The sequence below is a fragment of the Massilia rubra genome (genome assembly GCF_011682065.1).
GTDB classification, from domain to species: domain Bacteria; phylum Pseudomonadota; class Gammaproteobacteria; order Burkholderiales; family Burkholderiaceae_D; genus Telluria_A; species Telluria_A rubra.
This window is the reverse complement of record NZ_VUYU01000003.1, coordinates 278,700-303,721: the sequence shown is the minus strand read 5'-3', so window position 1 is coordinate 303,721 and position 25,022 is coordinate 278,700. Positions and strand designations below refer to the sequence as shown.

Annotated in this window: 24 protein-coding genes and 1 tRNA gene; 12 read left to right on the top strand and 13 right to left on the bottom strand. The window is 65.0% G+C overall.

The genetic code is table 11. From position 1 onward, the window contains the following. Window positions 1–52: 52 nt before the first annotated feature. Complete coding sequence (locus F0185_RS06435; protein WP_167222652.1) at window positions 53–1,057, top strand: alpha/beta hydrolase; 1,005 nt, start codon at window positions 53–55, stop codon at window positions 1,055–1,057. Window positions 1,058–1,100: 43 nt separating this feature from the next. On the opposite strand, the gene F0185_RS06430 is transcribed toward F0185_RS06435, so the two are convergent. Then, window positions 1,101–1,745: a hypothetical protein gene (locus F0185_RS06430; RefSeq protein WP_167222650.1), complete on the bottom strand. Its 645-nt coding sequence runs from the start codon at window positions 1,743–1,745 to the stop codon at window positions 1,101–1,103. A gap of 124 nt (window positions 1,746–1,869) precedes the next feature. Here F0185_RS06430 and F0185_RS06425 point away from each other — a divergent pair. Next, window positions 1,870–1,946: transfer RNA gene (locus tag F0185_RS06425), tRNA-Pro, on the top strand. Window positions 1,947–2,022: 76 nt separating this feature from the next. Here the strand turns inward: F0185_RS06425 and F0185_RS06420 are convergent. Then, a complete protein-coding gene (locus F0185_RS06420; protein WP_167222648.1) occupies window positions 2,023–2,538 on the bottom strand; it encodes a cupin domain-containing protein in 516 nt (171 codons plus the stop codon). Between the two features lie 111 nt (window positions 2,539–2,649). On the opposite strand from F0185_RS06420, the gene F0185_RS06415 reads away from it, so the two are divergent. Further along, window positions 2,650–3,546, top strand: a complete 897-nt coding sequence (locus F0185_RS06415) for a LysR family transcriptional regulator (RefSeq protein WP_167222646.1) — start codon at window positions 2,650–2,652, stop codon at window positions 3,544–3,546. A 73-nt stretch (window positions 3,547–3,619) separates the two neighbouring features. On the opposite strand, the gene F0185_RS06410 is transcribed toward F0185_RS06415, so the two are convergent. The 10 genes from F0185_RS06410 to F0185_RS06365 are packed head-to-tail and all read right to left on the bottom strand — an operon-like array spanning window position 3,620 to window position 14,967. Next, entirely contained in the window at window positions 3,620–4,531 is a 912-nt protein-coding gene (locus F0185_RS06410) for a hydroxymethylglutaryl-CoA lyase (RefSeq protein ID WP_167222644.1), read from the bottom strand. A gap of 24 nt (window positions 4,532–4,555) precedes the next feature. Further along, a complete protein-coding gene (locus tag F0185_RS06405; protein ID WP_167222642.1) occupies window positions 4,556–5,485 on the bottom strand; it encodes a 2-hydroxyacid dehydrogenase in 930 nt (309 codons plus the stop codon). A 32-nt stretch (window positions 5,486–5,517) separates the two neighbouring features. After that, the gene (locus tag F0185_RS06400; RefSeq protein ID WP_167222640.1) at window positions 5,518–7,560 is read right to left on the bottom strand and encodes an acetyl/propionyl/methylcrotonyl-CoA carboxylase subunit alpha; all 2,043 of its coding nucleotides are present in this window, start codon (window positions 7,558–7,560) and stop codon (window positions 5,518–5,520) included. Window positions 7,561–7,599: 39 nt separating this feature from the next. Beyond that, window positions 7,600–8,634 carry a biotin synthase BioB gene (gene bioB / locus F0185_RS06395; protein WP_167222638.1) on the bottom strand — a complete coding sequence of 345 codons (1,035 nt, stop codon included), beginning with the start codon at window positions 8,632–8,634 and terminating at the stop codon, window positions 7,600–7,602. Between the two features lie 16 nt (window positions 8,635–8,650). Further along, on the bottom strand, window positions 8,651–9,457 hold the full coding sequence (bioD, locus tag F0185_RS06390; RefSeq protein WP_167222636.1) for a dethiobiotin synthase: 807 nt from the start codon (window positions 9,455–9,457) through the stop codon (window positions 8,651–8,653). Between the two features lies 1 nt (window position 9,458). Next, window positions 9,459–10,640 carry an 8-amino-7-oxononanoate synthase gene (gene bioF, locus F0185_RS06385; protein ID WP_167222634.1) on the bottom strand — a complete coding sequence of 394 codons (1,182 nt, stop codon included), beginning with the start codon at window positions 10,638–10,640 and terminating at the stop codon, window positions 9,459–9,461. A gap of 3 nt (window positions 10,641–10,643) precedes the next feature. Further along, window positions 10,644–11,972 carry an adenosylmethionine--8-amino-7-oxononanoate transaminase gene (gene bioA / locus F0185_RS06380; protein WP_229476783.1) on the bottom strand — a complete coding sequence of 443 codons (1,329 nt, stop codon included), beginning with the start codon at window positions 11,970–11,972 and terminating at the stop codon, window positions 10,644–10,646. Between the two features lie 13 nt (window positions 11,973–11,985). Beyond that, the gene (locus F0185_RS06375) at window positions 11,986–12,771 is read right to left on the bottom strand and encodes an enoyl-CoA hydratase/isomerase family protein (RefSeq protein WP_167222630.1); all 786 of its coding nucleotides are present in this window, start codon (window positions 12,769–12,771) and stop codon (window positions 11,986–11,988) included. A 9-nt stretch (window positions 12,772–12,780) separates the two neighbouring features. After that, window positions 12,781–14,388 (bottom strand): carboxyl transferase domain-containing protein, encoded by a 1,608-nt coding sequence (locus tag F0185_RS06370; RefSeq protein WP_167222628.1) that lies wholly within the window; start codon window positions 14,386–14,388, stop codon window positions 12,781–12,783. Window positions 14,389–14,400: 12 nt separating this feature from the next. Beyond that, a complete protein-coding gene (locus F0185_RS06365) occupies window positions 14,401–14,967 on the bottom strand; it encodes a YchJ family protein (RefSeq protein WP_308623110.1) in 567 nt (188 codons plus the stop codon). 77 nt (window positions 14,968–15,044) lie between these two features. Here F0185_RS06365 and F0185_RS06360 point away from each other — a divergent pair, with 77 nt between their 5' ends. The 3 genes from F0185_RS06360 (at window position 15,045) to F0185_RS06350 (ending at window position 16,635) form a co-directional block, all read left to right on the top strand. Further along, entirely contained in the window at window positions 15,045–15,278 is a 234-nt protein-coding gene (locus tag F0185_RS06360) for a hypothetical protein (protein ID WP_167222626.1), read from the top strand. 95 nt (window positions 15,279–15,373) lie between these two features. Further along, window positions 15,374–16,327, top strand: a complete 954-nt coding sequence (locus tag F0185_RS06355) for a zeta toxin family protein (RefSeq protein WP_167222624.1) — start codon at window positions 15,374–15,376, stop codon at window positions 16,325–16,327. After that, window positions 16,324–16,635, top strand: coding sequence for a hypothetical protein (locus F0185_RS06350; RefSeq protein WP_167222622.1), 312 nt, complete (start codon window positions 16,324–16,326; stop codon window positions 16,633–16,635). Before F0185_RS06355 ends, F0185_RS06350 begins: the two co-directional genes overlap by 4 nt. On the opposite strand, the gene F0185_RS06345 is transcribed toward F0185_RS06350, so the two are convergent. Next, the gene (locus tag F0185_RS06345; protein ID WP_167222619.1) at window positions 16,632–17,867 is read right to left on the bottom strand and encodes a D-amino acid dehydrogenase; all 1,236 of its coding nucleotides are present in this window, start codon (window positions 17,865–17,867) and stop codon (window positions 16,632–16,634) included. The genes F0185_RS06350 and F0185_RS06345 overlap by 4 nt on opposite strands. Window positions 17,868–18,226: 359 nt before the next feature. Between F0185_RS06345 and F0185_RS06340 the strand changes: the two genes are divergently transcribed. The 6 genes from F0185_RS06340 (at window position 18,227) to F0185_RS06315 (ending at window position 25,019) form a co-directional block, all read left to right on the top strand. Beyond that, the gene (locus F0185_RS06340; RefSeq protein WP_167222617.1) at window positions 18,227–18,967 is read left to right on the top strand and encodes a GntR family transcriptional regulator; all 741 of its coding nucleotides are present in this window, start codon (window positions 18,227–18,229) and stop codon (window positions 18,965–18,967) included. 101 nt (window positions 18,968–19,068) lie between these two features. Beyond that, complete coding sequence (locus tag F0185_RS06335) at window positions 19,069–19,950, top strand: N-acetylmuramic acid 6-phosphate etherase (RefSeq protein WP_167222615.1); 882 nt, start codon at window positions 19,069–19,071, stop codon at window positions 19,948–19,950. A 90-nt stretch (window positions 19,951–20,040) separates the two neighbouring features. Next, a complete protein-coding gene (locus tag F0185_RS06330; protein ID WP_167222613.1) occupies window positions 20,041–21,315 on the top strand; it encodes an MFS transporter in 1,275 nt (424 codons plus the stop codon). Beyond that, on the top strand, window positions 21,312–22,436 hold the full coding sequence (locus F0185_RS06325; RefSeq protein ID WP_167222611.1) for an acyltransferase family protein: 1,125 nt from the start codon (window positions 21,312–21,314) through the stop codon (window positions 22,434–22,436). The genes F0185_RS06330 and F0185_RS06325 overlap by 4 nt, the downstream gene beginning before the upstream one ends. Before the next feature lie 85 nt (window positions 22,437–22,521). Continuing rightward, window positions 22,522–24,081, top strand: coding sequence for a glycoside hydrolase family 10-like protein (locus F0185_RS06320; protein WP_167222609.1), 1,560 nt, complete (start codon window positions 22,522–22,524; stop codon window positions 24,079–24,081). Beyond that, the gene (locus F0185_RS06315; RefSeq protein WP_167222607.1) at window positions 24,078–25,019 is read left to right on the top strand and encodes an N-acetylglucosamine kinase; all 942 of its coding nucleotides are present in this window, start codon (window positions 24,078–24,080) and stop codon (window positions 25,017–25,019) included. The genes F0185_RS06320 and F0185_RS06315 overlap by 4 nt, the downstream gene beginning before the upstream one ends. The last annotated feature ends 3 nt before the right edge of the window (window positions 25,020–25,022 follow it).

Below are 25,022 nucleotides of genomic sequence, written 5' to 3'. Positions count from 1 at the left end.
CCAATCCGATATATAGCTCACTACTTAATAGATATCAACTAAAAGGAACATCATGAAATCCGCTCTCGCCCTGACCCTGCTCGCCGCTTCCCTCTCGACCGTTCACGCAGCCAGCCTGCCCGGCGTCGAACGCAACACCGCGCAATTTTTGAAAGCGATCGAAGGCGGCAAGCCGCTCGAGCAGATGACGCCGCAAGAAGCACGGGCCGTGCTGGTCGGTGCGCAGGCGGGCAGCAAGGTGGCGCTGGCGCCGGCCGATGTGAGCGAAAAAACCGTCACCTTGGGCGGCAAGCCGGTCAAGCTGACCATCGTGCGCCCGGCTGGGGCCAAGGGCAAGATCCCGGCCTTCATGTTCTTCCACGGCGGCGGCTGGGTGCTGGGCGACTATCCGACCCACGAACGCCTGGTGCGCGACCTGGTGGCCGGTTCCGGCGCGGCGGCGGTGTTCGTCAACTACACGCCGTCGCCGGAAGCGGGCTACGGGGTGGCGGTCAAGCAGGCGTATGCGGCAACCCGCTGGGTGGCCGAGCATGGCGACGCCATTAACGTCGACGGCAAGCGCCTGGCGGTGGCCGGCAACAGCGTGGGCGGCAACATGGCGGCGGTGGTCAGCCTGATGGCCAAGGACCAGGGCGCACCCAAGCTGCGTGCCCAGGTGCTGATGTGGCCGGTGACCGACGCCAACTTCGATACGCCGTCGTACAAGCAGTTCGCCAACGGCCACTTCTTGACGCGCGACCTGATGGTCTGGTTCTGGGACAGCTACACAAGGGATGCCGGCGCCCGTAAGGAAATCCATGCTTCGCCCCTGCAAGCGAGCAACGCGCAACTGCAAGGCTTGCCGCCGACCTTGATTCAGACCGCCGAATTCGACGTGCTGCGCGACGAAGGCGAAGCCTATGCCCGCAAGCTCGACGCGGCGGGCGTGGACGTGAAAAGCGTACGCTACAACGGCATGATCCACGACTTCGGCCTGCTCAACGCCCTGGCCACCTTGCCGGCCACCCGCAGCGCACTCGAGCAGGCGTCGCAGGAACTCAAGCTGCGCCTGAAATAGGCAGGCATGGCCGGTCCAGCGCCACGCAGGCCCGGTCGATCAGCTACCACTTGCACCCGCTATCCTTCTTGTCGAGCAGGAGGATGAGCGGAGCGAGCAATCCGCCCGGAATCCCATCTTTGCAGTCAGACCGCTTGGCCTGGGCGATCACGCGGGCCGCCTTGGTGTCGGTGGCATACGGCTTGGGCGGAATCTGCGCCACCGCCATGCCGGCGCGGGCCGGGTCCGGCTTGGTGGCGATCTCGCGCGCAAACTTGCGGGCCGCATCGGGATCGAACTGCGGCGTGCCCGACGGCGGCGCCACCGTGAACGCTTCCGGTGCATGCGCTTGCGTCTCCGGCAAGGCAATCACATCGGGCGCGGCGATACTCTCCGCTGGCGCTGGCCGGGCACTTGCCGCTGGCGACGCTGTTGCCGGTTCCGCTTTCGCGGTTTTCTTCCTTTCCGTTTTTACTGCGTGCTTCGGTTTGAATGCCGGCGTCGGTTTGACCTCTGGCTGAGCCTGCGGCGCCGGCTCAGGCGGCACCTCGGGCGCCGGTGCGGGCCGCGCGCGCAAGGTCACTATCAGCGCCTCGCGGGGCTGGCCGGCATCTTCCCGCCACGGCGGCGCCAGCTCCTGCCGGTACGCGAACAGCATCAGCCCATGCAAGGCGACCGACACCGCGATGCCGGCGCCAATCCGCAGCAAAACGCGGTCGTTGATGGTTGGACTAGGGGCAGATGCGTAAAAATTCATCTATTTCGAAGAAAAATGCGAAAAAATCATACTGACCCTTGACCAAGTGTATTCCCTCCGCTATGATTCTTGTCCTCGGAGTGTGGCGCAGCCCGGTAGCGCACCTGGTTTGGGACCAGGGGGTCCAAGGTTCGAATCCTTGTACTCCGACCATGAATTGATATGCAGGCTGATGAAGAACACCTCATCAGCCTGTCATACTCCCCCGGCAGCATCTCTTCCAGCAACATCATTCTCCTTCCCAGTAGTCGACCGATTGGCCAATGTGGCCTACTGTCCGTTGTGGCAAGGTGTTTGCACCGCCGCCCGCATCGAGCAGCAGTGTCGCATACTTCCCGGAATCGGGAAATTCCACCACTTCCGGTGACTGGTTCGTGCTCAGCGCGAGATAGCGCAACTCCCCCTCCCCTGTATTGATAATCTGATGTGCCGTTTCCTGCCCGCCAGCCGGACAGGCAACAATATCGCCCTGCCGCAGCGGATAGCTGGCGGCGCCGATCCTGATCGTTCCACACCCTTGGACAACGATGAACACCTCTTCGTTCACCCGGTGGTTATGAAAAGGGAAGGCGCGCTTGCCGGGCGCCAGCACCGTCAGGTTGCAGCCCAGCGCGCGCATGCCGATCAGTTCGCCAATCATCGCGATACGCGGCGCGAACCGTTCCGCGGCTGCGCCAGTGGGCGCGTACTGCGGCGGCATGTCTTGCGGCGTCAACTGGTCAAGATTGATGACGGGATGGGGCATGGCGGTCTCCTTTGCATGATTGATCAGTCATTATAGGAGTGCTGCCTGCGAAGAAAAACAGCGGCAACCGTAATACACTGTCAAATTGCATTGACAATCGATCCCCCATTTATGCTGAACCTGAACCGGCTGCAAATGTTCGTTGCCATCGTCGAGACCGGCTCGTTCACCAAGGCCGCAGCCAGGCTGGACGTCACCAAGGCCATGCTGAGCTTCAACCTGAAGCAGCTCGAAGGCGAGCTCGGCGTGTCGCTGTTGACGCGCACCACGCGCCGCATCGCGCTCACCGATGCGGGCCAGCGCTTCTTCGACAGTTGCGTGCAGGTGCTCTCGCAAGCCGAAGCGGCCATCGACGAAGCGCGCAGCAGCCACGCGGCGCTGACGGGGACTTTGCGCGTGACCTCGACCGCCGAATACGGCGCGCACATGGTGGTGCCGGCGCTGGCCGTGTTCGCGCGCGAGCACGCGGGTTTGAAGGTGGATTTTTCGGCGTCGCCGGGATTGGCCGATCTGGTGTCGGACCGGTTCGACCTGGCGCTGCGTTTGGGCAGCCTGCGCGACTCGACCTATCGCGCGGCGCTGATGGAGCGCTTTGCCACCCTGCCGGTCGCCAGTGTGGCGTATGTGGCGCGCCACGGGGCGCCCGAGACGCCGCGGCAGCTGCCGGCGCTCGACGGCATCTTCCACGCGCGTTTTGAAGGGCCCTTGAGCTGGACGCACACGGCCAGCGGCGAGATCGTCGCCACCACGCATCCACGGCAGCGCATCGTCACCGATAACGCGGCCGGCATGCGCAGCTTTGCGCTGGCCGGTGCGGGCGTGGCGATTTTGCCGGAGTGGCTGGTGCAAGATGATGTAGCGGCGGGACGCCTTGTGCGGCTACTGCCCGCGTATGCGTTGCCGGAACAGGGCGTGTACGCGGTCTATCCGAACACGCGCCATCTGCCGGCCAAGGTGGGGATGTTCATTGCCTTTTTGCGCAATTTCATCGGTCGTGAAATCTTATAGAAACCATTACCCAATGAGCCGTCGTCCCCGCGCAGGCGGGGACGACGGATTCACAGTTAGAGGTTCTGAACGGTTACCCGGCTCGCTTGGCCGCGATCGCATTGCCCGCACGGCTCGACCCCTTGCGTCCCAGGTGCTGCGCAATGAACTGCCCCGCATCGACCACCATATCGAGATCGATCCCGGTTTCAATCCCCAGCCCCTGCATCAGATACAGCACATCCTCGGTCGCCACATTCCCGGTCGCGCCCTTGGCATACGGGCAGCCGCCCAGCCCCGACACCGACGAATGAAAGATCGACACGCCCATTTCCAGGCTGGCGTAGATATTGGCCAGCGCCTGCCCGTACGTATCATGGAAGTGCCCGGAAATCCGGTCCAGGTGAAACTCCTGGGCCGCGCGCAGCATCACCGCCTGCGTCTTGCGCGCGGTCGAGACCCCAATCGTGTCGGCGATGTCGATCTCGTCGCACCCCAGCTCGCGCATGCGGCCCACCACGTCGGCCACGGCGTCGAGCGAGACCTCGCCCTGGTACGGACAGCCGAACGCGCAGCTGATGCTGCCACGCAGGCGCAGGCCGTGTTCCTTGGCCGCCCTGGCCACGCTCTCGAAGCGCGCAATCGACTCGGCGATCGAGCAGTTGATGTTCTTTTGCGAGAACGCCTCCGAGGCCGATCCGAAAATCACCACTTCGTCGGCCCTGGACGCCAGCGCCGCGTCAAAACCCTGCATGTTGGGCGTGAGCGCCGAATAAATCGCGCCCGCGCGGCGCGTGATCCCGGCCATCACCTCGGTGCTGGTCGCCATCTGCGGCACCCACTTGGGCGACACGAACGACGCCGCTTCGATATTCGCAAAGCCGGCGCGCGAGAGGCGGTCGACCAGCTCGATCTTGACGGCGGCGGGCACCGACTCTTTTTCGTTTTGCAGGCCGTCGCGCGGCCCCACTTCGACGATCTTGACTTGTTGTGGCAGGGTGCTCATGGCGGTTCCTTGTTCGTGAAACTGTTAATACCCGCGTGCGCGGTCGACCACGTCGGCCACGGCTTCGCCGCGTTCGAGCGCGCTGATCTTGCCGGCGATCTGCGCCACGCTTTCGCTGCGCAAGGTCAGGGCCGAGATATGCGGAGTGATCGTAATGCGCGGCTCATCCCAGAACGGATGCGGCCCCGGCAGCGGCTCGTTGCGGAACACATCGAGCGTGGCGCCGGCGATATGGCCCAACTTGATCAAGGTCAGTAAATCCGGCTCGGCCAGATGCGCGCCCCTCGCCACATTGACCACAAACGCCCCTTCGGGCAGCTTGGACAGGTTGGCGCGCCCCAGCAGGTTGGTGGTGTCGGGCGTGAGCGGCAGCATGCACACCAGCACCCGCGTGCCGCGCAAGAAGTCATCAAGGCCGTCTTCGCCGGCAAAGCAGGTGACGCCATCGATCTCCTTGTGGCCGCGGCTCCATCCGCGCAGCGGAAAACCGAACTGCGCCAGCGAGTCGAGCACGCGCCGCCCCAGCATCCCCATGCCCATCACGCCGACCGTGAACTGCGCCTTGTCGAACTGCGGCAGCGGCGCCCAGAGGCCACGTCGCGCCTGGCGTTCGTATTCGTCGAACCGGCGGTAGTAGCGCAGCACCGCGTGCGCCACGTATTCGGCCATCTGGAGCGCCATGCCGGCGTCGCCCAGGCGGATGATCGGCACCGGCGGCAGCGCGTCGCCGAACTTGAGAATGGCGTCCACGCCGGCGCCGGTCAGGAAAATCGCCTTGACCTTGGCCAACTGGTCGAGCAGCGCCGCCGGCGGCGACCACAGAACCGCGTAATCGCAAGGCGCGCACGGCACGCCTTCCTGCCAGACCACCACCTCGGCTTGCGGCAGCACGCTGGCGAAATCGCGAACCCACGGCTCGGTAACGCCGTCGGCCCGATGTAGAAGAATGCGCATGCTTGTCTCCACTATGCTTTTCTGTTTTGTTTTTATGCAGCCTTGAATGCCAACAGCGGGGCGCCGTCGGCGACCTGGTCTCCTACCTGATACAGGATTTCTTCAACCAGCCCGTCGCTTGGTGCGCCGATGGTATGTTCCATCTTCATCGCTTCCATGATGACGAGCGGATCGCCCTTCTTGACTTGCTGTCCTTTGGTGGCCAGTACCGCCACCACTTTGCCCGGCATTGGCGCGGTCAGGCGCCCGCCTGCGGCTTCGGCCTCGCCGGCGTGCGCCATCGGGTCGTTATAGGCCAGCACAAAGTGCCGTCCGCCGGTGAACACGTGAAAGGTGTCGCCGTCGCGCCGCACGGCGCCGTGGATCGACGTCGCCCCGAGCTTGATCGACAGTTCCGCGCCAGCTTGCGCGGTGACGGCCAGCTCGGCGTCGATGCCGCCCACCGACAGGTCCCACCCGTGCTGGCGGTAGGTCAGGCCGACCTGGTAGGCCTTGCTCTCTTTCGCCGCCGAATACTCGTCGGTGAACGAGAGCTGGCGCTGGTAGGCGCTGTTCAGGCGCCAGCCGAGCGCATTGCCCCACGGGTCGGCCGCGTTGTGCGACTGGCCGATCGACGCCTGCTTCTCGGCCCCGATCAAGGCCACCGCGGCCAACGCCAGCGCGCCGACGGGCGCCGCTTTTGGTGCCGGGAACAGGGTATCGGCATTGCGTTCGATCAGGCCCGTGTCCAGGTCGGCCGTCGCAAACGCTGTGCCTTCGACCAGGCGCTTGAGGAAGGCGATATTCGTGGCCAGGCCGACGATCCGGAACTCGGCCAGCGCCTGCGACATGCGCGCCAGCGCCTGCGTGCGGTCCGCACCCCAGACAATCAGCTTGGCGATCATCGGATCGTAATACGGCGAGATGGCGTCGCCCTCGCGCACGCCCGAATCGATGCGCACCGCCGCCGGCGAGCCGCCCGGCGTGCCACCGAGCTCGAAGCTGACCGCGCTTGGGGTATCCATATGGCGCAAGGTGCCGATCGACGGCAGGAAGCCTTTTTCAGGATTCTCGGCGTAGATGCGCGCTTCGATTGCATGGCCGTGGATGCCCAGCTCCATCTGCGTTTTCGGCAGCGCCTGGCCGTTGGCCACGCGCAGCTGCCACTCCACCAGGTCGGTCCCGGTGATCATTTCGGTCACAGGGTGCTCGACCTGCAGGCGCGTGTTCATCTCCATGAAGTAGAACGAACCATCCTGGTTGGCGATGAATTCGACCGTGCCCGCACCCACATAGCCGACCGCGCGCGCGGCAGCGACCGCAGCCTCGCCCATGGCGGCGCGGCGCTCAAGCGACATGCCCGGCGCCGGCGCTTCTTCCAGCACCTTCTGGTGGCGCCGCTGCACCGAGCAATCGCGCTCGTGCAGGTAGACGCAATTGCCGTGGGTGTCGGCGAACACCTGGATTTCGATGTGGCGTGGACGCAGCAGATATTTTTCGGCGAGGACCTTGTCATCCCCAAAAGAGCTGATCGCCTCGCGCTTGCACGAAGCCAGCGCCGCCTTGAAGTCTTCCGATTTTTCGATCACGCGCATGCCCTTGCCGCCACCGCCGGCACTGGCTTTCAACAGCACCGGGTAGCCGATGCGGTCGCCCTGCTTCTGCAAGAAGTCCGGGTCCTGCTCGTCGCCGTGATAACCCGGCACCAGCGGCACGTTGGCCTTTTCCATCAGCGACTTGGCGGCCGACTTGGAACCCATCGCACGCATGGCCGAACCCGGCGGGCCAATGAACACCAGGCCGACTTCGGCGCAGGCATCGGCAAATTCCGCGTTCTCCGACAAAAAGCCGTAGCCGGGGTGGATCGCTTCGGCGCCGGTGGCCAGCGCCACGGCGATGATCGTGTCGCCGCAAAGATAGCTCTCTTTGGCGGCGGCGGGGCCGATCAGCACAGCTTCATCGCATACCGCGACATGCTTGGCGTTCGCGTCGGCCTCGGAGTACACGGCGACAGTCCTGATGCCCATGCGGCGCGCGGTAGCGGCTACACGGCAAGCGATTTCGCCACGGTTGGCGATGAGGATTTTTGTGAACATGCGTGGGTCTCGATCGATTGTTATTCTAGGTTGTTGGGATCAGCCGCCGCAGCTGGCCTTGGGCGCCGATTCCAGGGTCGATGCGCGCGTTACCAGGCCCAGTTTGGCCAGCAGCACGCGGTCGTCTTCGGCTTCCGGGTTGTCGGTCGTGAGCAGCTTGTCGCCGTAGAAAATCGAATTCGCGCCAGCCAGGAAGCACATCGCCTGCACCGCTTCGCCCATCTGGCGACGGCCCGCCGACAAGCGCACGCGCGCTTCCGGCATGGTGATGCGGGCCACCGCGATGGTGCGCACGAATTCGAACGGGTCGAGCGGGTCCATGCCGTGCAGCGGCGTGCCTTCGACCTGCACCAGGTGATTGACCGGCACCGATTCCGGATACGGGTTCAGGTTCGCCAGTTGCGCGATCAGGCCGGCGCGCTGCAGGCGCGATTCGCCCATGCCGACGATGCCGCCGCAGCAGACCTTCAGGCCGGCGCTGCGCACGCGGCCCAAGGTATCCAGGCGGTCCTGGTATTCGCGGGTCGAGATCACGTTGCTGTAGAACTCGGGCGCCGTATCCAGATTGTGGTTGTAGTAGTCCAGGCCCGCTTGTTTCAGGCGGTCGGCCTGGCCTTCTTCGAGCATGCCGAGGGTGGCGCAGGTTTCCAAGCCCAGTGCCTTGACTTCGCGCACCATCTCTTCGACCTTTTCCATGTCGCGCTCTTTCGGGCTGCGCCAGGCGGCGCCCATGCAAAAGCGCGTGGCTCCGTTGGCCTTGGCCTGGCGCGCGGCGTCCAGCACCGTCTCGATGCCGAGGATCTTCTTCGCCTCAACGCCGGTATCGTAACGCGCCGCCTGCGGGCAGTAGCTGCAGTCTTCCTCGCAGCCGCCGGTCTTGATGGACAACAGCGTGGCCAGTTCGACATCGCCCGCCGGGAACTGCTTGCGATGCACCGTCTGGGCCTGGAACATCAGGTCATTGAACGGCAGCTCGAACAGCGCCAGCACGTCCGCCAGCGGCCAGGTGGCCGCTTCCGGCAGGGTGATCGCGGCCGCGGGCGGGTGGAAAGAGACAGCTTGGGTTTGGGACATCATGGTTCCTTCAGGTTCAGTCGCGCGCGGACGGCCAGCCAGGCAGCCCCGCGAGATCAATAAATTTGGCCGCTTCGGCAGCCGTTGGCTGCTCGAGGTACGGGATACGCCCCAGGAGGCGCGCCGGGATGCGTTCGGCCAGCGCCTCGACATTCTCGTCGGCGAACTGCATGTCCGGGTCGATCTCGTTGACCACCCAGCCGGCCAGCACCAGGCCGCGTGCGATAATCGCTTCGACCGTCAGCAGCGCGTGGCTGATGCAGCCAAGGCGCAGACCCACCACCAGGATCACCGGCAGGTTGAGTTGTTCGGCCAGTTGGGCGCTGTCGAAAAGGTCCGAGAACGGCACCCGGAAGCCACCCACGCCCTCGACCACCACGGCATCCGAGGCGGCCGCGATTTCGGCATAGGCGGCGATGATCGGCACCGGTTCGATGGTCACGCCATCGAGTTTGGCGGCGATGTGCGGCGCGCAGGCTGCGCGCAGCATGTAGGGGGTAGTGATGTTGACCGGCAGGTGCACGCTGCTTTCGGCGACCAGCATGTCGGCGTCGTCGTTATGCAGTTCGCCGTGGCGCTCGGTGGCGCCGGCGGCCACCGGCTTCATGCCGCAGGCCCGCACGCCGCCGGCCACCAGCATGTGCAGGATCGCGGCCGAGACCAGCGTCTTGCCGATCTCGGTGTCGGTGCCGGTCACGAAGCAGCAAAAGCGGAACGGCAGGCCTTCGGCCGCCAGCGACGGCTGCGGCTCTGCCACCAGCACAGCTTCGGCGCCCGGCGCCGGTTCGGTCACCACGGGTACGATGGGATCATTGAGGCTCATCTCACGTCCTTTCCAGGTCGTTGAGCACAGCGGCGAGCTGCGCGACTTCTTCATGCGTGTGCGCGGCCGACAGGGTCACGCGCAGGCGCGCAGTCCCTTCGGGCACGGTCGGAGGCCGGATCGCCGGCACCCACAGGCCGTGGCCATGCAGGCCGGCGCCGATGCGCAGGACTTCTTCGTTGGTGCCGATCACGATCGCCTGGATCGCGGTGTGTGACGGCACGCGCTGCCAGCGTTTCAGGGCGATCTGTTCGTCGAAGGCGGCAATCAGGGACGCCAGGTGCGCGCGGCGCGAAGCGCCTTCGTCGCCGCCGATGATGTCGATGCTGGTCAAGAGCGCGTGCGCCAGCGCCGGCGGCGCGGCGGTGGTGTAGATGTAGGGCCGGCCGCGCTGGATCATCAGTTCGATCACGCTGGCATGCGCCGCCACGAAGGCGCCGCCGACGCCGGCCGCCTTGCCCAAGGTGCCCATGTAGACGATGTTCGGCGAGCGCAAGTTGAAATGTTCAAGCGCGCCGCGCCCGTGTGCGCCCAGCACGCCGAAGCCATGCGCGTCGTCGATCACCAGCCAGGCGCCGTGCTGCTCGCACAGCGCCAGCAGTTCGGGCAAGGGTGCGATGTCGCCATCCATGCTGAAGACGCTGTCGGTGACCACCAGCTTGGCGGTGGCGTTGCTGGCGGCGAGCATGGCGCCCAGGGTCGCCAGGTCCGCGTGCGGATACACCTTGACCGAAGCGCGCGCAAGACGGGCGCCGTCGATCAGCGAGGCGTGGTTCAGCGACTCCGAAAAAATCTGGGCGTCGCCATCGGCGCCGAGCGCGGTCAGGATCGCCAGGTTGGCCATGTAGCCAGTGCAAAAGCTCAGCGTGCGCGCCGATTCCAGGTGCGGGCCGACGAAGTCGGCCAGCCGCTCTTCCAGCCGCTGGTGCGCCACGCTGTGGCCCGATATCAGATGCGAAGCGCCGCTGCCGGCGCCATACAGGCCCGCGCCTTCGCGCAGGGCGTCGACCACGCGCGGGTGCGCCGCCAGGCCCAGGTAGTCGTTGCTGGCAAAGGCCAGCAACGCGCGCCCGCCGACCATCAGGCGCGGCTTGCAGGGCGTTTCCACCACGCGCCGTTCGCGCGTCAGGCTTTGCTCGTCCAGCTGGCGTAGTTGGCTCTCGATTGCGTCAATTAACTTCATCGGTCAGCTCGCGATCACGGTGTCGAACACGGCGCGGGTGCGCTCGGCCAGGCCGTCGCTTTCCTCGTCGCTGAGAATATACGGCGGCATCAGGTACACGGTGCGGCCGATGGGGCGCAGCAGCAGTTCGTTTTCCAGCGCGCTGGCAAAGAAGCGGCGCGAGAAGGTGGCGGCGCGGACGGCGTCGGGTTCCACCGCATCGAACGCCCAGATCATGCCGCGCTGGCGGAAATTGCGCACACGGTCATGTTCCGCCAGGGGCGCGAGCGCCATCGTCAGGCGCGTGGCGCGTGCGCGGTTGCGGTTCAATACATCGTCATCCTGGAAGATCTGCAGGGTCGCCAGCGCCGCGCGGCAGGCCAGCGGATTGCCGGTGTACGAGTGCGAATGCAAAAAGCCGCGCGTGACATCTTCGCTGTAGAAGGCCTGGTACACCTCGTCGCGCGTGAGCACCAGGGACAGTGGCAGGTAGCCGCCGCTGATGCCTTTAGAGAGGCACAGGAAGTCGGGCCAGATGGCGGCCTGCTCGCAGGCGAAAAAGGTGCCGGTGCGTCCGCAGCCGACCGCGATTTCATCGAGGATCATGTGCACCTGGAAGCGGTCGCACAGCTCGCGCACCAGCGTCAGATAAAGCGGGTCGTGCATCGCCATGCCGGTTGCGCACTGGACCAGCGGTTCGATGATGATGGCGGCGATGTGGCCGGCGCGTTCTTCGAACAGCTTTTCCACATCGGCGGCCGCGCGGCGCGCAACGTCCTGCGCGCTTTCGCCTTCCTGGGCGTTGCGTGCGTCCGGCGACGTGACCACGCGCGCGGCGCGCAGCAGCGGGCCGTATGCATCCTTGAACAGGGCCACGTCCGTCACCGCCAGCGCGCCGATAGTCTCGCCATGGTAGCTGCCCTGCAGGCAGACGAATTCCTGCTTGTCCGACAGGCCCGCGTTACGCCACGCATGAAAACTCATTTTCAGCGCGATTTCGACCGCCGATGCGCCGTCCGACGCGTAGAAGGCGTGGCCGAGCACCTTGCCGGTCATCTCGGACAACTGCTCCGACAGGCGCACCACCGGTTCGTGCGTGAAGCCGGCCAGCATGGCGTGCTCGAGCCGGTCCAGCTGGTCCTTCAGGGCCGCGTTGATGACCGGGTTGGCGTGGCCGAACAGGTTGACCCACCACGAACTGATGGCATCCATGTAGCGCTTGCCCTCATGGTCGTACAGCCAGGCGCCGCGCCCGTGGCTGACCGGGATCAAAGGCACGGTTTCGTGATGCTGCATCTGCGTGCATGGGTGCCACACGCTGCGCAGGCTGCGCGCTACCCAATCCTGGGACATGTCCGCCATCCTGTTACACCAGCCACGAAGGCTTGCGTTTTTCGAGGAACGAGGCCACGCCTTCGCGGCCTTCATCGGACGCGCGCACCTTGGCGATGCGTTCGGCGGTATCGACCACCATGGCCGCGTCGACCGCCTTGCCGGTAATCTCGCGGACCAGCACCTTGGCTTCGCGCACGGCGTTCGGGCTGCTGGTGACGAGCGCGTTGACGATTGCCGCCACATGCGCGTCGAGCGCGTCGGCGGGCACGATATCGTGCACGAAGCCGATGCGGTGCGCTTCCTGGGCGCTGAATTTTTCGGCCGTGAGGAAGTAGCGGCGCGCCGCGTTCTCGCCCATGGCGCGGATCACGTACGGCGAAATGGTCGCCGGGATCAGGCCCAGTTTGACTTCGGACAGGCAGAAGCTGGCGCTGTTGACCGATACCGCGATGTCGCACGCGGCCACCAGGCCCATGCCGCCGGCGTAGCAGTCGCCCTGGATCTTGGCGACCACCGGTTTCGGGCACAGGTAGATCGCGCGCAGCATTTCGGCCAGCTTGGACGCGTCCTCGCTGTTTTCGGCGTGCGAGTAACCGGCCATTTTCTTCATCCAGTTCAGGTCCGCGCCGGCGCAAAAGGCCGGGCCGTTCGCATCGAGCACGATGGCGCGGATGTCGTCGCTGCGTCCCAGTTCATCGAAAGCGAGCGACAGTTCGGCGATGGTGATTTCGTTGAAGGCGTTGCGCACGTCCGGGCGGTTCAGGGTGACGGTGGCGACCTTGTCGGCGATTGCAACGGCGAGTGTTTGATATTCCATACTGTTCCTTTACATGCGGAAGACGCCGAACTTCGTGTCCGGGATCTCCGCGTTGAGGGCGGCCGACAGGCCCAGGCCGAGCACCATGCGGGTGTCGGCCGGATCGATCACGCCATCGTCCCACAGGCGCGCGGTGGCGTAGTAAGGGTGGCCCTGGTGTTCGTACTGGTCCTTGATCGGCTGCTTGAAGGCGGCTTCTTCGTCAAGCGACCACTGGCCGCCCTTGCCCTCGATGCCGTCGCGCTTGACCGTGGCCAGCACCGACGCGGCCTGGTCGCCGCCCATCACCGAAATGCGCGCGTTTGGCCACATCCACAGGAAGCGCGGCGAGAAAGCGCGGCCGCACATGCCGTAATTGCCGGCGCCGAAGCTGCCGCCGATGATGACCGTGAACTTCGGCACCGCCGCCGTGGCGACCGCCGTGACCATCTTGGCGCCGTTGCGGGCGATGCCTTCGTTTTCGTATTTGCGCCCGACCATGAAGCCGGTGATATTTTGCAGGAACACCAGCGGGATCTTGCGCTGGCAGCACAGCTCGATGAAGTGCGTGCCTTTCAACGCCGACTCGGAGAACAAAATGCCGTTGTTGGCGATGATGCCGACCTTGACGCCGTAGATATGGGCGAAGCCGCAAATGAGCGTGGTGCCGTAGCGCGCCTTGAATTCGTCGAAGTCGCTGCCGTCGACGATGCGGGCGATGACTTCGCGCACGTCGAACGGTTTGCGGGTATCGACCGGGATCACGCCGTACAGTTCTTCGGGCGCGTACTTTGGCTCGCTTGAAGCGCGCAGCGCCATTTGGGCCGGCTTGGTGCGGTTCAGGTTCGAGACGATGGTGCGCGCCAGCGACAGCGCGTGCAGGTCGTTCTGCGCCAGGTGGTCGACCACGCCCGACAGGCGCGTGTGCACGTCGCCGCCGCCCAGGTCTTCGGCCGTGACCACTTCGCCGGTGGCCGCTTTCACCAGCGGCGGGCCGCCCAGGAAAATGGTGCCCTGTTCCTTGACGATGATCGACTCGTCGCTCATGGCCGGCACGTAGGCGCCGCCGGCGGTGCACGAACCCATGACGACGGCGATCTGCGGGATGCCCTTGGCCGACAGATTGGCTTGGTTGAAGAAGATGCGGCCGAAATGGTCGCGGTCGGGGAAGACGTCGTCCTGGTTCGGCAGGTTGGCGCCGCCCGAGTCGACCAGGTAGATGCAGGGCAGGTTGTTCTGGTCGGCGATTTCCTGTGCGCGCAGGTGCTTCTTGACTGTCATCGGGTAGTAGGTGCCGCCCTTGACGGTGGCATCGTTACAGACGATCACGCACTCCTGGCCGGACACGCGGCCGATGCCGGTGATGATGCCGGCGGCGGGCGCGGCGCCGTCGTACATCTCGTACGCGGCCAGCTGCGAAAATTCGAGGAAGGGCGTGCCGGGATCGAGCAGCATCTGCACGCGGTCGCGCGGCAGCAGCTTGCCGCGCGCGACGTGTTTGGCGCTGGCGGCCTCGCCACCGCCGGCGGCGGCCGCGGTGACCTTGGCGCGCAGGTCGTCGACGATGCGTTGCATGGCTGCGGCGTTGGCCTTGAAGTCGTCGCTGCGCGGATTGAGTTTGCTGTCGATGTGGGGCATTGCGATCCTTTTTTAGTCCGGGAAACTGCCGTCCAGGTAGTACCAGCGCGCCACGCCATCGTGGGTCTCGCGAACGAAACGGCTCACTTCGTGCAGGCGGTGCGCGCGCCCGCCAATCTTGTAGCGGGCGACGAATTCTACGGTATCGGCGTCCGGCGATTCTAGCAGGTTTGCTTGACGTTTACGTAAACGTAAAGCAGATTTAATCTCCAGTCCAAGCCAGCGGGTATGCTCGTTTTCGCCGACGATACGATCGGCCGGGACGGTGCTTGGGTGCCAGGTGGCGCGCAGGTAGGCTTCATTGCCCAGGGTGTAGGCGCTGTAGCGCGAGCGCATCAGGGTTTCGGCCGTCTGGGGCACGGCTTCACCGCTCAGGAAAGGAGAGCAGCAAGTGGCGAAGGTGGCGCCGCCGCAAGGGCAGGTGGAGGGAGAGGGCATGATTGTTTGCAGAAACAGAATCTTGCAATTATCCGCCATATTGCCGGTGGCGATGGGATGACGTGCGCCTTTGCGTGCGCACACGCGCATCGCCCTGGTACGGAAAAAGCGTTCGCGGGTGACGAACCCGGCGTGCTTCAAAGGATATTGTATGCTGGCACTCAGTCGGCCCGCATTTGAGGCGCTTGGCTCCCCTTCTTTGTGACTGAAAGATTGTTATGCCAAATGGAAAATTCGAGCTGACGGTTTGCGATTCCGATCCTGCAGAGGATCCGGATGACGATCCTGAAGGCGACCGCCCGCCCGCCTACCTGAGGCTTCCCGATCACCCTGGGAAAGGCACGCCTGTCACGACAACGGTGCGCCTGTCCGACCTCATCGAGTATGAAGGCGCGGATGTGTTCATGGACTTCCTTGACGGACGCCTTATCGGCATCGAAGTCTTGCCATAGCCGCCGCGTGGACATTTGCGTGCGCGCAGATCCTGGTCACGCGGCGCTGTTAAGTTTGATGTCTTCGATTGACATCTTGCGTTGACAGGCGATCCATGACCAAGAATTATGCCAGGCCACTGCTGGACCACGAAAGCATCGAGGCGTTTCTGGGCAATTGTCTTGGGATCAGGCATGAGCTGCCGTTGCGCGGTGGGGGCAGCGTCGACTTGCCTGAGCTGTGCAAACGTATTCGCGATGCCGAGAGCGCGGACATGGCGGCCCATGCAGAGCAAACCAATGTGAGCCGGCGCAATCGCGTGCCGCAATACCGCAGCGATCTTGCGCGCGATATCCTGCGCCGGCGGGTGATTGAAGAGCTGATCGTTTATGATCGTCTTGATTCCGACGAAGAGATTTATCTGGGCAAAGGCGGCGCGAAGCCGTGCGGGCGACAAGCCTACGCCGGCGCATGCGCCTATGTGATTACCGGACTGCCGGCGTCAGGCAAATCGACGCTGGTCAGTGTCATTTCGGATCGCTTGGGCGCCATGGTCCTCGACTCCGATTTTGCCAAGCGCAAGCTGCCTGAATTCGCGCATGCGCTGGCTGGGGCTGCGTTGGTGCATGAAGAGTCGAGATTGCTCATTTTTGGCATGGAGCTTTCAGCAGATGCATCCCTGCTCACCTATTGTATGTCCAGAAGGCTGAACGTCGTCATTCCACTTGTTGGCAATGATGAGCGCCGTGTGAAATCGATGCGTCATTTGTTGGTCGAAAACGGCTACCAGGTTCATCTGACGGCGATGTTGCTGGATCGGGTGCATGCAACCCGGCGGGCGCTTGATCGTTTCCTTCAAACAGGGCGCTACATTTCGCTTGGGATGATCGTCGATCGGTATGCGAACGATCCCGTTTTGAACTACTATAAAGCGTGGATGGACGCTGATACCGGCAGGGATTCGCAGTGGACATCGTTAGGCGCACTGGCAATGGCAAACCATCCGCCAAGCGTTCACAGCTATAGCTCGAATGCCAACCCGGCTGCACTATGGGAGCGAACACCATGAAAAAGACCTCACTTCGCAAGAATCGCTTTGCCGCTCAAGCAACGCGATTGCCGCGCAACCCGCTCAAGTTCAAGCTCAGCAGAAAATTGCAGCATTCCCGTGCCATCGACAGGAAAAAGACCACCATCCTGATGGCGGAAATGATGGACCAATGGGGTGACGCCGACATCGCCGAGCGCATGGCCGCCACCCTGAGCCGGCCAATTTCGCCGGAAGCTCAGGCTTTCTACGACCACGTTGATGCAGTATTGGAAGGAAGGGCGTCTATTGGCGACCCGCTCAAGCCGGTGGTCGGCGAGGCCGCTTAAGCGGGCAACCCCAGCCCTTCCAGGCTGATCGGCGGCGCCTCTCCCCGCATCACAGCGGCCAAGATGCTGGCCGACCCGCACGCAAACGTGAACCCGAGCGGCCCGTGCCCCACGTTCAGCCACAGGTTGCTCAAAGGCGTGGCCCCGATGATCGGCGCACTGCTCGGCGTTGCCGGACGCAGCCCCGCCCACGCGCTCACCTGCCCGTAATCGGCCGCCTGCGGCATCACCGCGCGCGCCTGGCGCAGCAGGCCCGCGATCCGGCCCGGGTCGAGCGAGGCATCCTCGCCCACCATGTCGACCATGGCCGCCACCCGCAACTGCTCGCCGATGCGCGCATACAGCACCTTGCGCTCGAAGTCGGTCACGCTGATGTCCGGCGCCACGTCCCCGGGCCGGACCGGCGCGGACAGGCTGTAGCCCTTGAGCGGATACAGCGGCAGGTAAATGCCCGCCGTGGCCGCCAGGGTGCGGCTGCGGATGCCCGCCGCCAGCACAAAGTCATCGGCCGCCAGCATGCCGGCGCTGGTGTCGAGCCAGCGCAGCTTGCCGTCCTCGGCCAGCAAGCGACGCGCTTCGCCGCGCACCACCCCGCGAAAACGCGGATGCGCGCGCAGGCGCTGTCCCAGCCCGACGCAAAACGCATGGCAGTCCGCCACCGCTTCGCCGTGGTTGAACACGCCGCCGGCCAGCACCGGCCGGGCCGCCGCCAGCGCCGGTTCGCGCGCCACGCACTCTGCCGCCGACAGCACCTCGCCGCCCGCCGCCGCCCGCGCCGCCGCGGCGAAGGCCTTCGGCGAGCGGTATACCACCAGCTTGCCCGCCTCGCGCCAGGCAAACTCGTCTTTAGGGAGGATGCCGTCCAGCCGCCCCATCGCTGTTCGGCTCAGCTCGCCTAGCTGGAGCAGGCGCGCCGTGGTCCGGCGGTGCGTGTCGGCATTGCAATGCGCCAGGAACTGCGCCAGCCAGCGCCACTGGCGGCGGTCGGCTTCAAGCCGGAAGCGCAGCGGGCCATCTTTCTGCAACAGCCAGCGCAGCGCCTTGAGCGGCACCCCGGCGTCGGCAAACGGCGCCACATAGCGATAGCTGAGCTGGCCGCCGTTGCGGAAACTCGCCCCCGCGCCGAGCGTGGCTTCGGCTTCGAGCAGGGTCACGCCGAACCCGGCCTCGAGCAGCCACCAGGCCGACGCCAGTCCCACCACCCCGCCGCCGATCACGATCACCTCGCGCATGCCGTTTCACCTCTCCTGACGCCGATAGCGCCAGCTTACGGACAGAGCGCCGCGTGCGCCAATGAATCTTGCGGCCGCGCCCATAACCGCCGCTCATGAGTCTTGTCGATGAAATAATAAGTCTGGCGCCTGTGGCAGCACGGCATAAAATTTCCGGCGCGGCGCGGGAGCCGGCCATCCAATCAGGCTAGAATGTACGACCAGCGCCACACGATGTTCCCCGCTATAACGTGCTGATATGCGCGCGGTGAATAATTTCATACTGGCGCATACTGACTGGCAGCGGCACTACAACTACACTGTTGCGCGCGCCGGCATGACGGCAGCAGCACAGGACCATGACCATGAGCGGAACCGTAATGAGCACTACCCACACCGATTTCAAGGTCGATTCGAACGACAACTCTCCGCTGTACATGCAAGTGGCGCGCAAGCTGATCCAGGATGTGCGCGACGGGCGCTACCAGGTCGACCAGGCGCTGCCGTCCGAACGGCTGCTGTCCGAGCAGCTCGATGTCTCGCGCGTGACCGCCCGCAAGGCCATCGACCAGTTGGTCGAGCAGGGCCTGGTGGTGCGCCGCCGCGGCTCCGGCAACTACGTGGCGCCGCGCATCGAGCAGCCGCTGTCGAACCTGTCGAGTTTTTCCGAACAGTTGCAGCAGCGCGGCTACCGTCCCGGTTCCCAGTGGCTCAGCCGCTCGGTGGTGGTGGCGTCCGCCGACGAACAATTGAGCCTGGGCCTGTCGCCGAACGCCCGCGTGGCCCGCCTCGAACGCTTGCGCCTGGCCGACGACGTGGTCATGGCGTACGAGGTGAGCGTGATTCCCTCCAGCGTGCTGCCCAAGCCCGAGGCGGTCGGCAATTCCCTGTACGAACACCTGGCCACCACCGGCCACACCCCGGTGCGCGCGCTGCAGCACATCCGCGCCATGAACGCCGGCGCCGTCCTGGCCGGCCAGCTCGGCGTGCCGGAAGGCCAGGCCGTGCTGTACATCACGCGCGTGGGCTACCTGGAATCGGGCCAGGCGGTCGAGCTGACCCATTCGTATTGCCGCAGCGACCATTACGATTTCGTGGCGGAGATGCGGCGCGTCGCCTGAGGCTGTTTTTACTTTTGCCTGTTTTTACTTTTGCCTGATTCATACTGAACCCCATTCGTTTGGCATTACACTAGCCGCATCCCAGCATTTTCGGAGCGGCCATGTTGAATACCGAAACGCCCGATGGCCAGCATGCGGCCCTCGACCAGTATCCGACCGCCGACCTGGTCAACGCACTGGTCGACGACCAGTTCAATGCCGTGCGCGCGGTGCGGGCGGCGTCAGGCCAGATCGCCGCCGCCGTCACGGCCGCCCTGCCGCGCATCGAGGCCGGCGGACGCCTGATGTATGTGGGCGCCGGCACCTCCGGCCGCCTGGGCGTGCTCGACAGCGTCGAACTGTATCCCACCTTTTCCTGGCCGCACGAACGCGCGCTGGCGCTGCTGGCCGGCGGCATCGACGCCATGTTCGTCGCCGTCGAAGGGGCCGAGGACGACAGCGCCCAGGGCGCGGCCGACCTGTGCGCCTTGAATCCCGGACGCGACGACGTGGTGCTGCTGCTGGCCGCCTCCGGCGCCACTCCCTACGTGCTGGGCGCGCTGCAAGCGGCCACCGAAGCCGGCGCGCTCACGGTCGGCTTCGCCAACAATCCGGATGCGCCCGTGGTGCGCGGCGCGCAGATCGGCATCACGCTCGACACCGGCCCCGAAGTCATTTCCGGCAGCACCCGTTTAAAGGCGGGCACCTCGCAGAAAATTGCCCTGAACACCTTTTCGAGCGCCTTGATGGTGCGTTTACACAAGGTCTACGGCAACCTGATGGTAGACTTGAAACCAAGCAATGCCAAGCTGGTGCTGCGCGCGGTCCGCCTGACGATGTTTGCCACTGGCGCCGACGAGGCCGCCGCCCGCGCGGTGCTGGAACAATGCGATTTCCATGTCAAGGTCGCCATCGTGGCCCTGACCAAAAAAACCAGTATCGGCCAGGCCAGGGCCCTGCTTGACAGCGCGCGCGGCAGCGTGCGCGACGCACTGGCCGCTTGAGCCATCCCGTGACGTGCGCGGGCCGGCGTCAGCGGCCTGTCCTGCCTGCATGATCACGAAAGAACAATACGAACTGCGATGCAAACTGCGATGCAAACCAAGCAAGATAGAAGCCCCTGGCTGTGGGTCCCTTCCCTGTATTTCGGCCAGGCCATTCCTTACGTGGTGGTGATGACCCTGTCGGTCCTGATGTACAAGGACCGCGGCATCGGCAACGACGATATCGCCTTCTATACAAGCTGGCTGTACCTGCCCTGGGTCGTCAAGCCGCTCTGGTCGCCGCTGGTGGACATGGTGCGCACCAAGCGCTGGTGGATTGTCTCGCTGCAGCTGGCCATCGGCGCCGCGCTGGCCGCGGTCGGCTTCACGATGCATCTGCCGGGCTGGTTCCAGGCCAGCCTGGCCGTCCTGTGGGTGATGGCCTTCTTTTCAGCCACCCACGACATCGCCGCCGACGGCTTCTACATGCTGGGCCTGAAGCAATACCAGCAAGCCGCCTTCGTCGGTGTGCGCAGTACCTTTTACCGGCTGGCCACGATTGCCGGCGGCGGCGCCATGGCCATGCTGGCGGGCAAGCTGACCACCAGCACGGGCGACGTCGGCTTTGCCTGGTCGGTCGTGTTTTTCGTGCTCGCGGCGCTGTTCAGTGGCCTGTTCGCCTATCACAGCGTGGTGCTGGGGCATCCGGCGCAAGACAAGACCGTGCTTGGGGGCGAGAACAAGCTGGCCGAGTTCTTCGCGACGTTTGCCTCTTTTTTCGGCAAGCGCGACATCTGGTTGATCCTCGGTTTCATCCTCACCTTCCGCCTGGGCGAATCGCAATTGCTGAAACTGGCGATTCCCTTCATGAAGGACCCGGTCATCAAGGGCGGTCTCGGCTTGACGACCGCGCAGGTCGGGCTGGCCTACAGCACCATCGGTATCATCGCGCTGACCCTGGGCGGGCTGCTGGGCGGCTTGCTGATCTCGCGCCTGGGCCTGAAGCGCTGCCTGTGGCTGATGGTGTTCGCGGTACACCTGCCCGACGTCGTGTTCGTCTACCTGGCCACCGCGCTGCCGCAGGATTTTGTCTTGATCGCCGCGAGCATCGCACTGGAACAGTTCGGCTACGGCTTCGGTTTCACCGCCATGATGCTGTACATGATCATGGTCTCGGACGGCGAGCACAAGACGGCCCATTACGCCATCTGCACCGGGCTGATGGCGCTCGGGATGATGGTGCCGGGCATGTTCAGCGGCAAAGTCCAGGAATTCCTGGGTTACCAGAACTTCTTCATCTACGTCTGCCTGATGACGATTCCCGCCTTCATCATGGCCGCGCTGGTGAAGATCGATCCGGAGTTCGGCAAGAAGACCGATCAATGACGGCGCCGGCCCGCCTCGCCTCGCTGGACGCCTTCCGCGGTTTCACCATCGCGGCCATGACCCTGGTGAACAATCCGGGCGACTGGAGCCATCTGTATTCCCAGCTGGCGCATGCGCACTGGCACGGCTGGACCTTCACCGACTGGATTTTTCCATTTTTTCTGTTCATCGGCGGCGTCTCGATGGCGTTCTCGCTGGGCCGCCTGGCCGCCGCCGGCGCCGACAAACCGGCCCTGCTGCGCAAACTGGCGCTACGCGCCGGCATCATCTTCCTGATCGGCCTGGCGCTGAACCTGATTCCGGGGTTCGACTTGTCCACCGTGCGCATCCCCGGCGTGCTGCAACGCATCGCCATCTGCACCCTGCTGGCCGCGCCCATCGTGCTGTATTTCAGCTGGCGCCAGCAAGTGCTGTGGATTATCGGCTTGCTGGCGCTCTACAGCGTGCTGATGCTGCTCGTACCCGTGCCTGGCATCGGCGCCGGCGTGCTCGAACCGGGCCAGGACTTTGGCGCTTACCTCGACCGCCTGCTGCTGGACGGCCACCTGTGGCCACAATCCAAAACCTGGGACCCCGAAGGCTTGCTCTCGACCATTCCCGCCCTGTGCAGCCAGCTTCTGGGCGTGCTGGCGGGGCGCTGGCTGTTATCCGGCCACTCGCGCACCGAACAGACCGTCTGGATGTTGCTGGCCGGCCTGGCGCTGCTGTGGATCGGTTCCATGCTCGACGTGATCCTGATGCCGATCAACAAAAGCCTGTGGACACCCTCGTTCTGCCTGTTCATGACCGGCTGGGCGCTGATCGTGTTTTCCAGTTTTTACTGGTTGCTCGACGCCAATCCCCATGCGGCAATCCGCAACGCGGCGGCGCGCTGGAGCACCCCGCTCATCATTTACGGCATGAATGCGCTGTTCATCTTCGCCTTTTCCGGACTGGTGTCTAAAATGCTGGGTTTTATCGCACCCGGCGGCGTGCCCCTGGCGGCGCGCCTGTATGCACAGGTGACGGCGCTTGGCGTGTCGCCTGTCAACAGCTCTTTGCTTTATGCTCTGCTGTTTAATGCGGCAATGTTCTTGATCGCATGGACCATGTGGCGCAAGAAGTGGTTTGTAAAAGTTTAAATTGGGGAATGGTTTGCAGCCGAACAGGACAAGACGCGCATTTGCGCGAGCAGGAGTAGCCGGCGCCATCGCGCTGAGCGGGTTGATGACAGCGTGCACCACGGACAAGCCGGTGGCGCCGGGCGCGGCATATGGCGTGACGCCCAGCCCGGCCACCATCCAGGGCGGCAGCGAGACCGTGCCGCCGCTGGCCCCGCGCGAGTTTCGCGCCGCCTGGGTCTCGACGGTGGCCAATATCGACTGGCCCTCGCGCGCCAATCTGTCGGCCGAGAAACAGCAGGCCGAAGCCATCGCCATCCTCGACCGCGCCAAGGCGATGAACCTGAACGCCATCGTGCTGCAGGTGCGTCCGAGCGCCGACGCCATCTATCCATCCAAGCTGGAGCCGTGGACCGAGTACCTGAGCGGCACCCAGGGCCAGGCCCCCCAGCCCTGGTACGACCCGCTCAAGTTCTGGGTGACGCAAGCCCACGCGCGCGGGCTGGAACTGCACGCCTGGTTCAACCCCTACCGCGCGCGCCACGCCACCGCCAAGTCGGCGCCCGCGCACGACCATATTTCCAAATCCAATCCGGCCGCCGTGAAAACCTATGGGCGCTTTCTGTGGATGGACCCGGGCGAAGAATCGGCGTCGAAACATACGCTCGACGTGATCCTCGACGTGGTGCGCCGCTACGACATCGACGGCGTGCACCTGGACGACTATTTTTATCCCTACCCGATCGAAGCGCCCGGCGCCAGCGGTGCCGAGACAGCCGCGCTGGACGGCGCCTGGGCGCCCAAGGCCGAGCTGGAGTTTCCCGACCAGCCGGCCTGGCAGCGCTATCTGCTCTCCGGCGGCAAGCTTGACCGTGCCAACTGGCGCCGCCAGAACGTCAACAAGCTGATCGAAGCGATGTACACCGGCATCCACCGCGAAAAAAGCTGGGTGCGGGTCGGCATCAGCCCGTTCGGCGTCGGCCGTCCGGACCGCCGTCCGAAAGGCATCGTCGGCTTCAGCCAGTACGACAAGCTCTACGCCGACGCCGAACTATGGCTCGCCAATGGCTGGCTCGATTATCTGTCGCCGCAGCTGTACTGGCCGATCGCCCAGGCGCCGCAAGCCTACGACGTGCTGCTCGACTACTGGGTGGCGCAGAACGGCAAGCGGCGCCATATCTGGCCGGGGCTGCTCACCAGCCGTGTCGGCGCCGCCAGCAAAGGCGTCCCGGCCAGGGAAATCGTGCAGCAGATCGGCGTCACGCGCAGTCGCGCGGGCGCCGGCGGGCACGTGCATTTCAGCATGGTGGCGCTGATGGAAAACCGCCAGGGCCTGACCGACCAGCTCAAGGCCGGCCACTACATTGCCCCGGCGCTGGTGCCGGCCTCGCCATGGCTGGGAACCGAGGCGCCAGGCGTGCCGACGGTGACTGCGCGGCGCGAGGGCAATGGCGTGGCGCTCAAGCTCACGGCCGGCAAGTCGAACGCGCAGTACGCGATCTGGTCGCGCCACGGCGGCGAATGGCGCTTTGCCGTGGTGCCCGCATCGCGTGCCGACTGGATTGTGCAGGACGACGTCAAGCACGGCCCTGCCAGCGCCGTGTTCGTCAGCGCCGTCGACCGCCTCGGTAACGAAAGCGAACGCGTTCCGGTCCTCACGCCATGAGTGGACCGGGCCTGGGCATCGATGCCGGCGGCACCAGCACGCGCTGGGCGCTGGCGGCGGCCGACGGCACAATCCTGGCCGAGGGCGAGCTGGCCGGCTTGTCGGCCTTGCAGATGGGTAGTAGCGACGGTCGCGCCAGTGTGCAAGCCAGTTTTGCCGCGCTGGCGGCCAGTGTGCTGGTGCACGGCCAGCCGCACACGGTGCGCGCCGGCTTGACCGGTTTCGGCGGCGATGGCGCGCAGTTGCGGCAGTGGCTTGCCGCGCCGCTCGGCTTGCCGCCCGAAGCGGTGGTGCTGAGCAGCGATATCGAAATCGCTTACCTGGCCAGTTTTGCGCCGGGCGAAGGTTACCTGGTGTACGCCGGGACCGGCTCGATCGGCGCCTTTATCGATGCCGATGGCGTGTTTCAGCGTGCCGGCGGACGCGGCGTGATCCTGGACGACGGCGGTGGCGGCTTCTGGATCGCGCGCGAGGCGCTGCGCCACATCTGGCGCAACGAGGATGAAGAACCGGGCCGCTGGCGCGCGTCGCCGATGGCGCAGGCCGTGTTTGCGCAGATTGGCGGCGACGATTGGGCGCTGTCGCGCCAGTTCATGTATGGACAGGAACGCGGCGCGGTCGGGCGGCTGGCGCTGGCGGTGGCCGCCAGTGCGGACGCCGATCCCGTGGCGGCGGCGATTTTGATGGAAGCGGGACGCGAACTGGCGCGCCTGGCGCGGGCGCTGACGGCGCGTTTCGGTGCGCGCCCGGTGGCGCTGGCCGGTCGCGCAGCCACGCTGCATCCGCTGATTGTGAACACGATGCGCAGCGAGTTGCCGGATGCGCTAAGCTTGACGCAAACGACAGCCTGCGCTCATCATGCGGCGGCGCGTTTAGCCGCCACCGCCGTCGTTCCCGTGCAGGCGGGAACCCAAGTTCGTAGCGCAGCCAGCAACTAAGCG

What these genes read in the sequence shown, in the direction of transcription:
- F0185_RS06360 (WP_167222626.1), top strand. Translation starts at nt 15,045, where the DNA reads ATGCCAAATGGAAAATTCGAGCTGACGGTTTGCGATTCCGATCCTGCA.
- bioB (WP_167222638.1), bottom strand. Translation starts at nt 8,634, where the DNA reads ATGTCCCAAACCCAAGCTGTCTCTTTCCACCCGCCCGCGGCCGCGATC.
- F0185_RS06340 (WP_167222617.1), top strand. Translation starts at nt 18,227, where the DNA reads ATGAGCACTACCCACACCGATTTCAAGGTCGATTCGAACGACAACTCT.
- F0185_RS06400 (WP_167222640.1), bottom strand. Translation starts at nt 7,560, where the DNA reads ATGTTCACAAAAATCCTCATCGCCAACCGTGGCGAAATCGCTTGCCGT.
- F0185_RS06345 (WP_167222619.1), bottom strand. Translation starts at nt 17,867, where the DNA reads ATGCGCGAGGTGATCGTGATCGGCGGCGGGGTGGTGGGACTGGCGTCG.
- bioD (WP_167222636.1), bottom strand. Translation starts at nt 9,457, where the DNA reads ATGAGCCTCAATGATCCCATCGTACCCGTGGTGACCGAACCGGCGCCG.
- bioF (WP_167222634.1), bottom strand. Translation starts at nt 10,640, where the DNA reads ATGAAGTTAATTGACGCAATCGAGAGCCAACTACGCCAGCTGGACGAG.
- F0185_RS06330 (WP_167222613.1), top strand. Translation starts at nt 20,041, where the DNA reads ATGCAAACCAAGCAAGATAGAAGCCCCTGGCTGTGGGTCCCTTCCCTG.
- bioA (WP_229476783.1), bottom strand. Translation starts at nt 11,972, where the DNA reads ATGTCCCAGGATTGGGTAGCGCGCAGCCTGCGCAGCGTGTGGCACCCA.
- F0185_RS06350 (WP_167222622.1), top strand. Translation starts at nt 16,324, where the DNA reads ATGAAAAAGACCTCACTTCGCAAGAATCGCTTTGCCGCTCAAGCAACG.
- F0185_RS06410 (WP_167222644.1), bottom strand. Translation starts at nt 4,531, where the DNA reads ATGAGCACCCTGCCACAACAAGTCAAGATCGTCGAAGTGGGGCCGCGC.
- F0185_RS06320 (WP_167222609.1), top strand. Translation starts at nt 22,522, where the DNA reads ATGACAGCGTGCACCACGGACAAGCCGGTGGCGCCGGGCGCGGCATAT.
- F0185_RS06335 (WP_167222615.1), top strand. Translation starts at nt 19,069, where the DNA reads ATGTTGAATACCGAAACGCCCGATGGCCAGCATGCGGCCCTCGACCAG.
- F0185_RS06370 (WP_167222628.1), bottom strand. Translation starts at nt 14,388, where the DNA reads ATGCCCCACATCGACAGCAAACTCAATCCGCGCAGCGACGACTTCAAG.
- F0185_RS06375 (WP_167222630.1), bottom strand. Translation starts at nt 12,771, where the DNA reads ATGGAATATCAAACACTCGCCGTTGCAATCGCCGACAAGGTCGCCACC.
- F0185_RS06325 (WP_167222611.1), top strand. Translation starts at nt 21,312, where the DNA reads ATGACGGCGCCGGCCCGCCTCGCCTCGCTGGACGCCTTCCGCGGTTTC.
- F0185_RS06435 (WP_167222652.1), top strand. Translation starts at nt 53, where the DNA reads ATGAAATCCGCTCTCGCCCTGACCCTGCTCGCCGCTTCCCTCTCGACC.
- F0185_RS06315 (WP_167222607.1), top strand. Translation starts at nt 24,078, where the DNA reads ATGAGTGGACCGGGCCTGGGCATCGATGCCGGCGGCACCAGCACGCGC.
- F0185_RS06415 (WP_167222646.1), top strand. Translation starts at nt 2,650, where the DNA reads ATGCTGAACCTGAACCGGCTGCAAATGTTCGTTGCCATCGTCGAGACC.
- F0185_RS06355 (WP_167222624.1), top strand. Translation starts at nt 15,374, where the DNA reads ATGACCAAGAATTATGCCAGGCCACTGCTGGACCACGAAAGCATCGAG.
- F0185_RS06420 (WP_167222648.1), bottom strand. Translation starts at nt 2,538, where the DNA reads ATGCCCCATCCCGTCATCAATCTTGACCAGTTGACGCCGCAAGACATG.
- F0185_RS06405 (WP_167222642.1), bottom strand. Translation starts at nt 5,485, where the DNA reads ATGCGCATTCTTCTACATCGGGCCGACGGCGTTACCGAGCCGTGGGTT.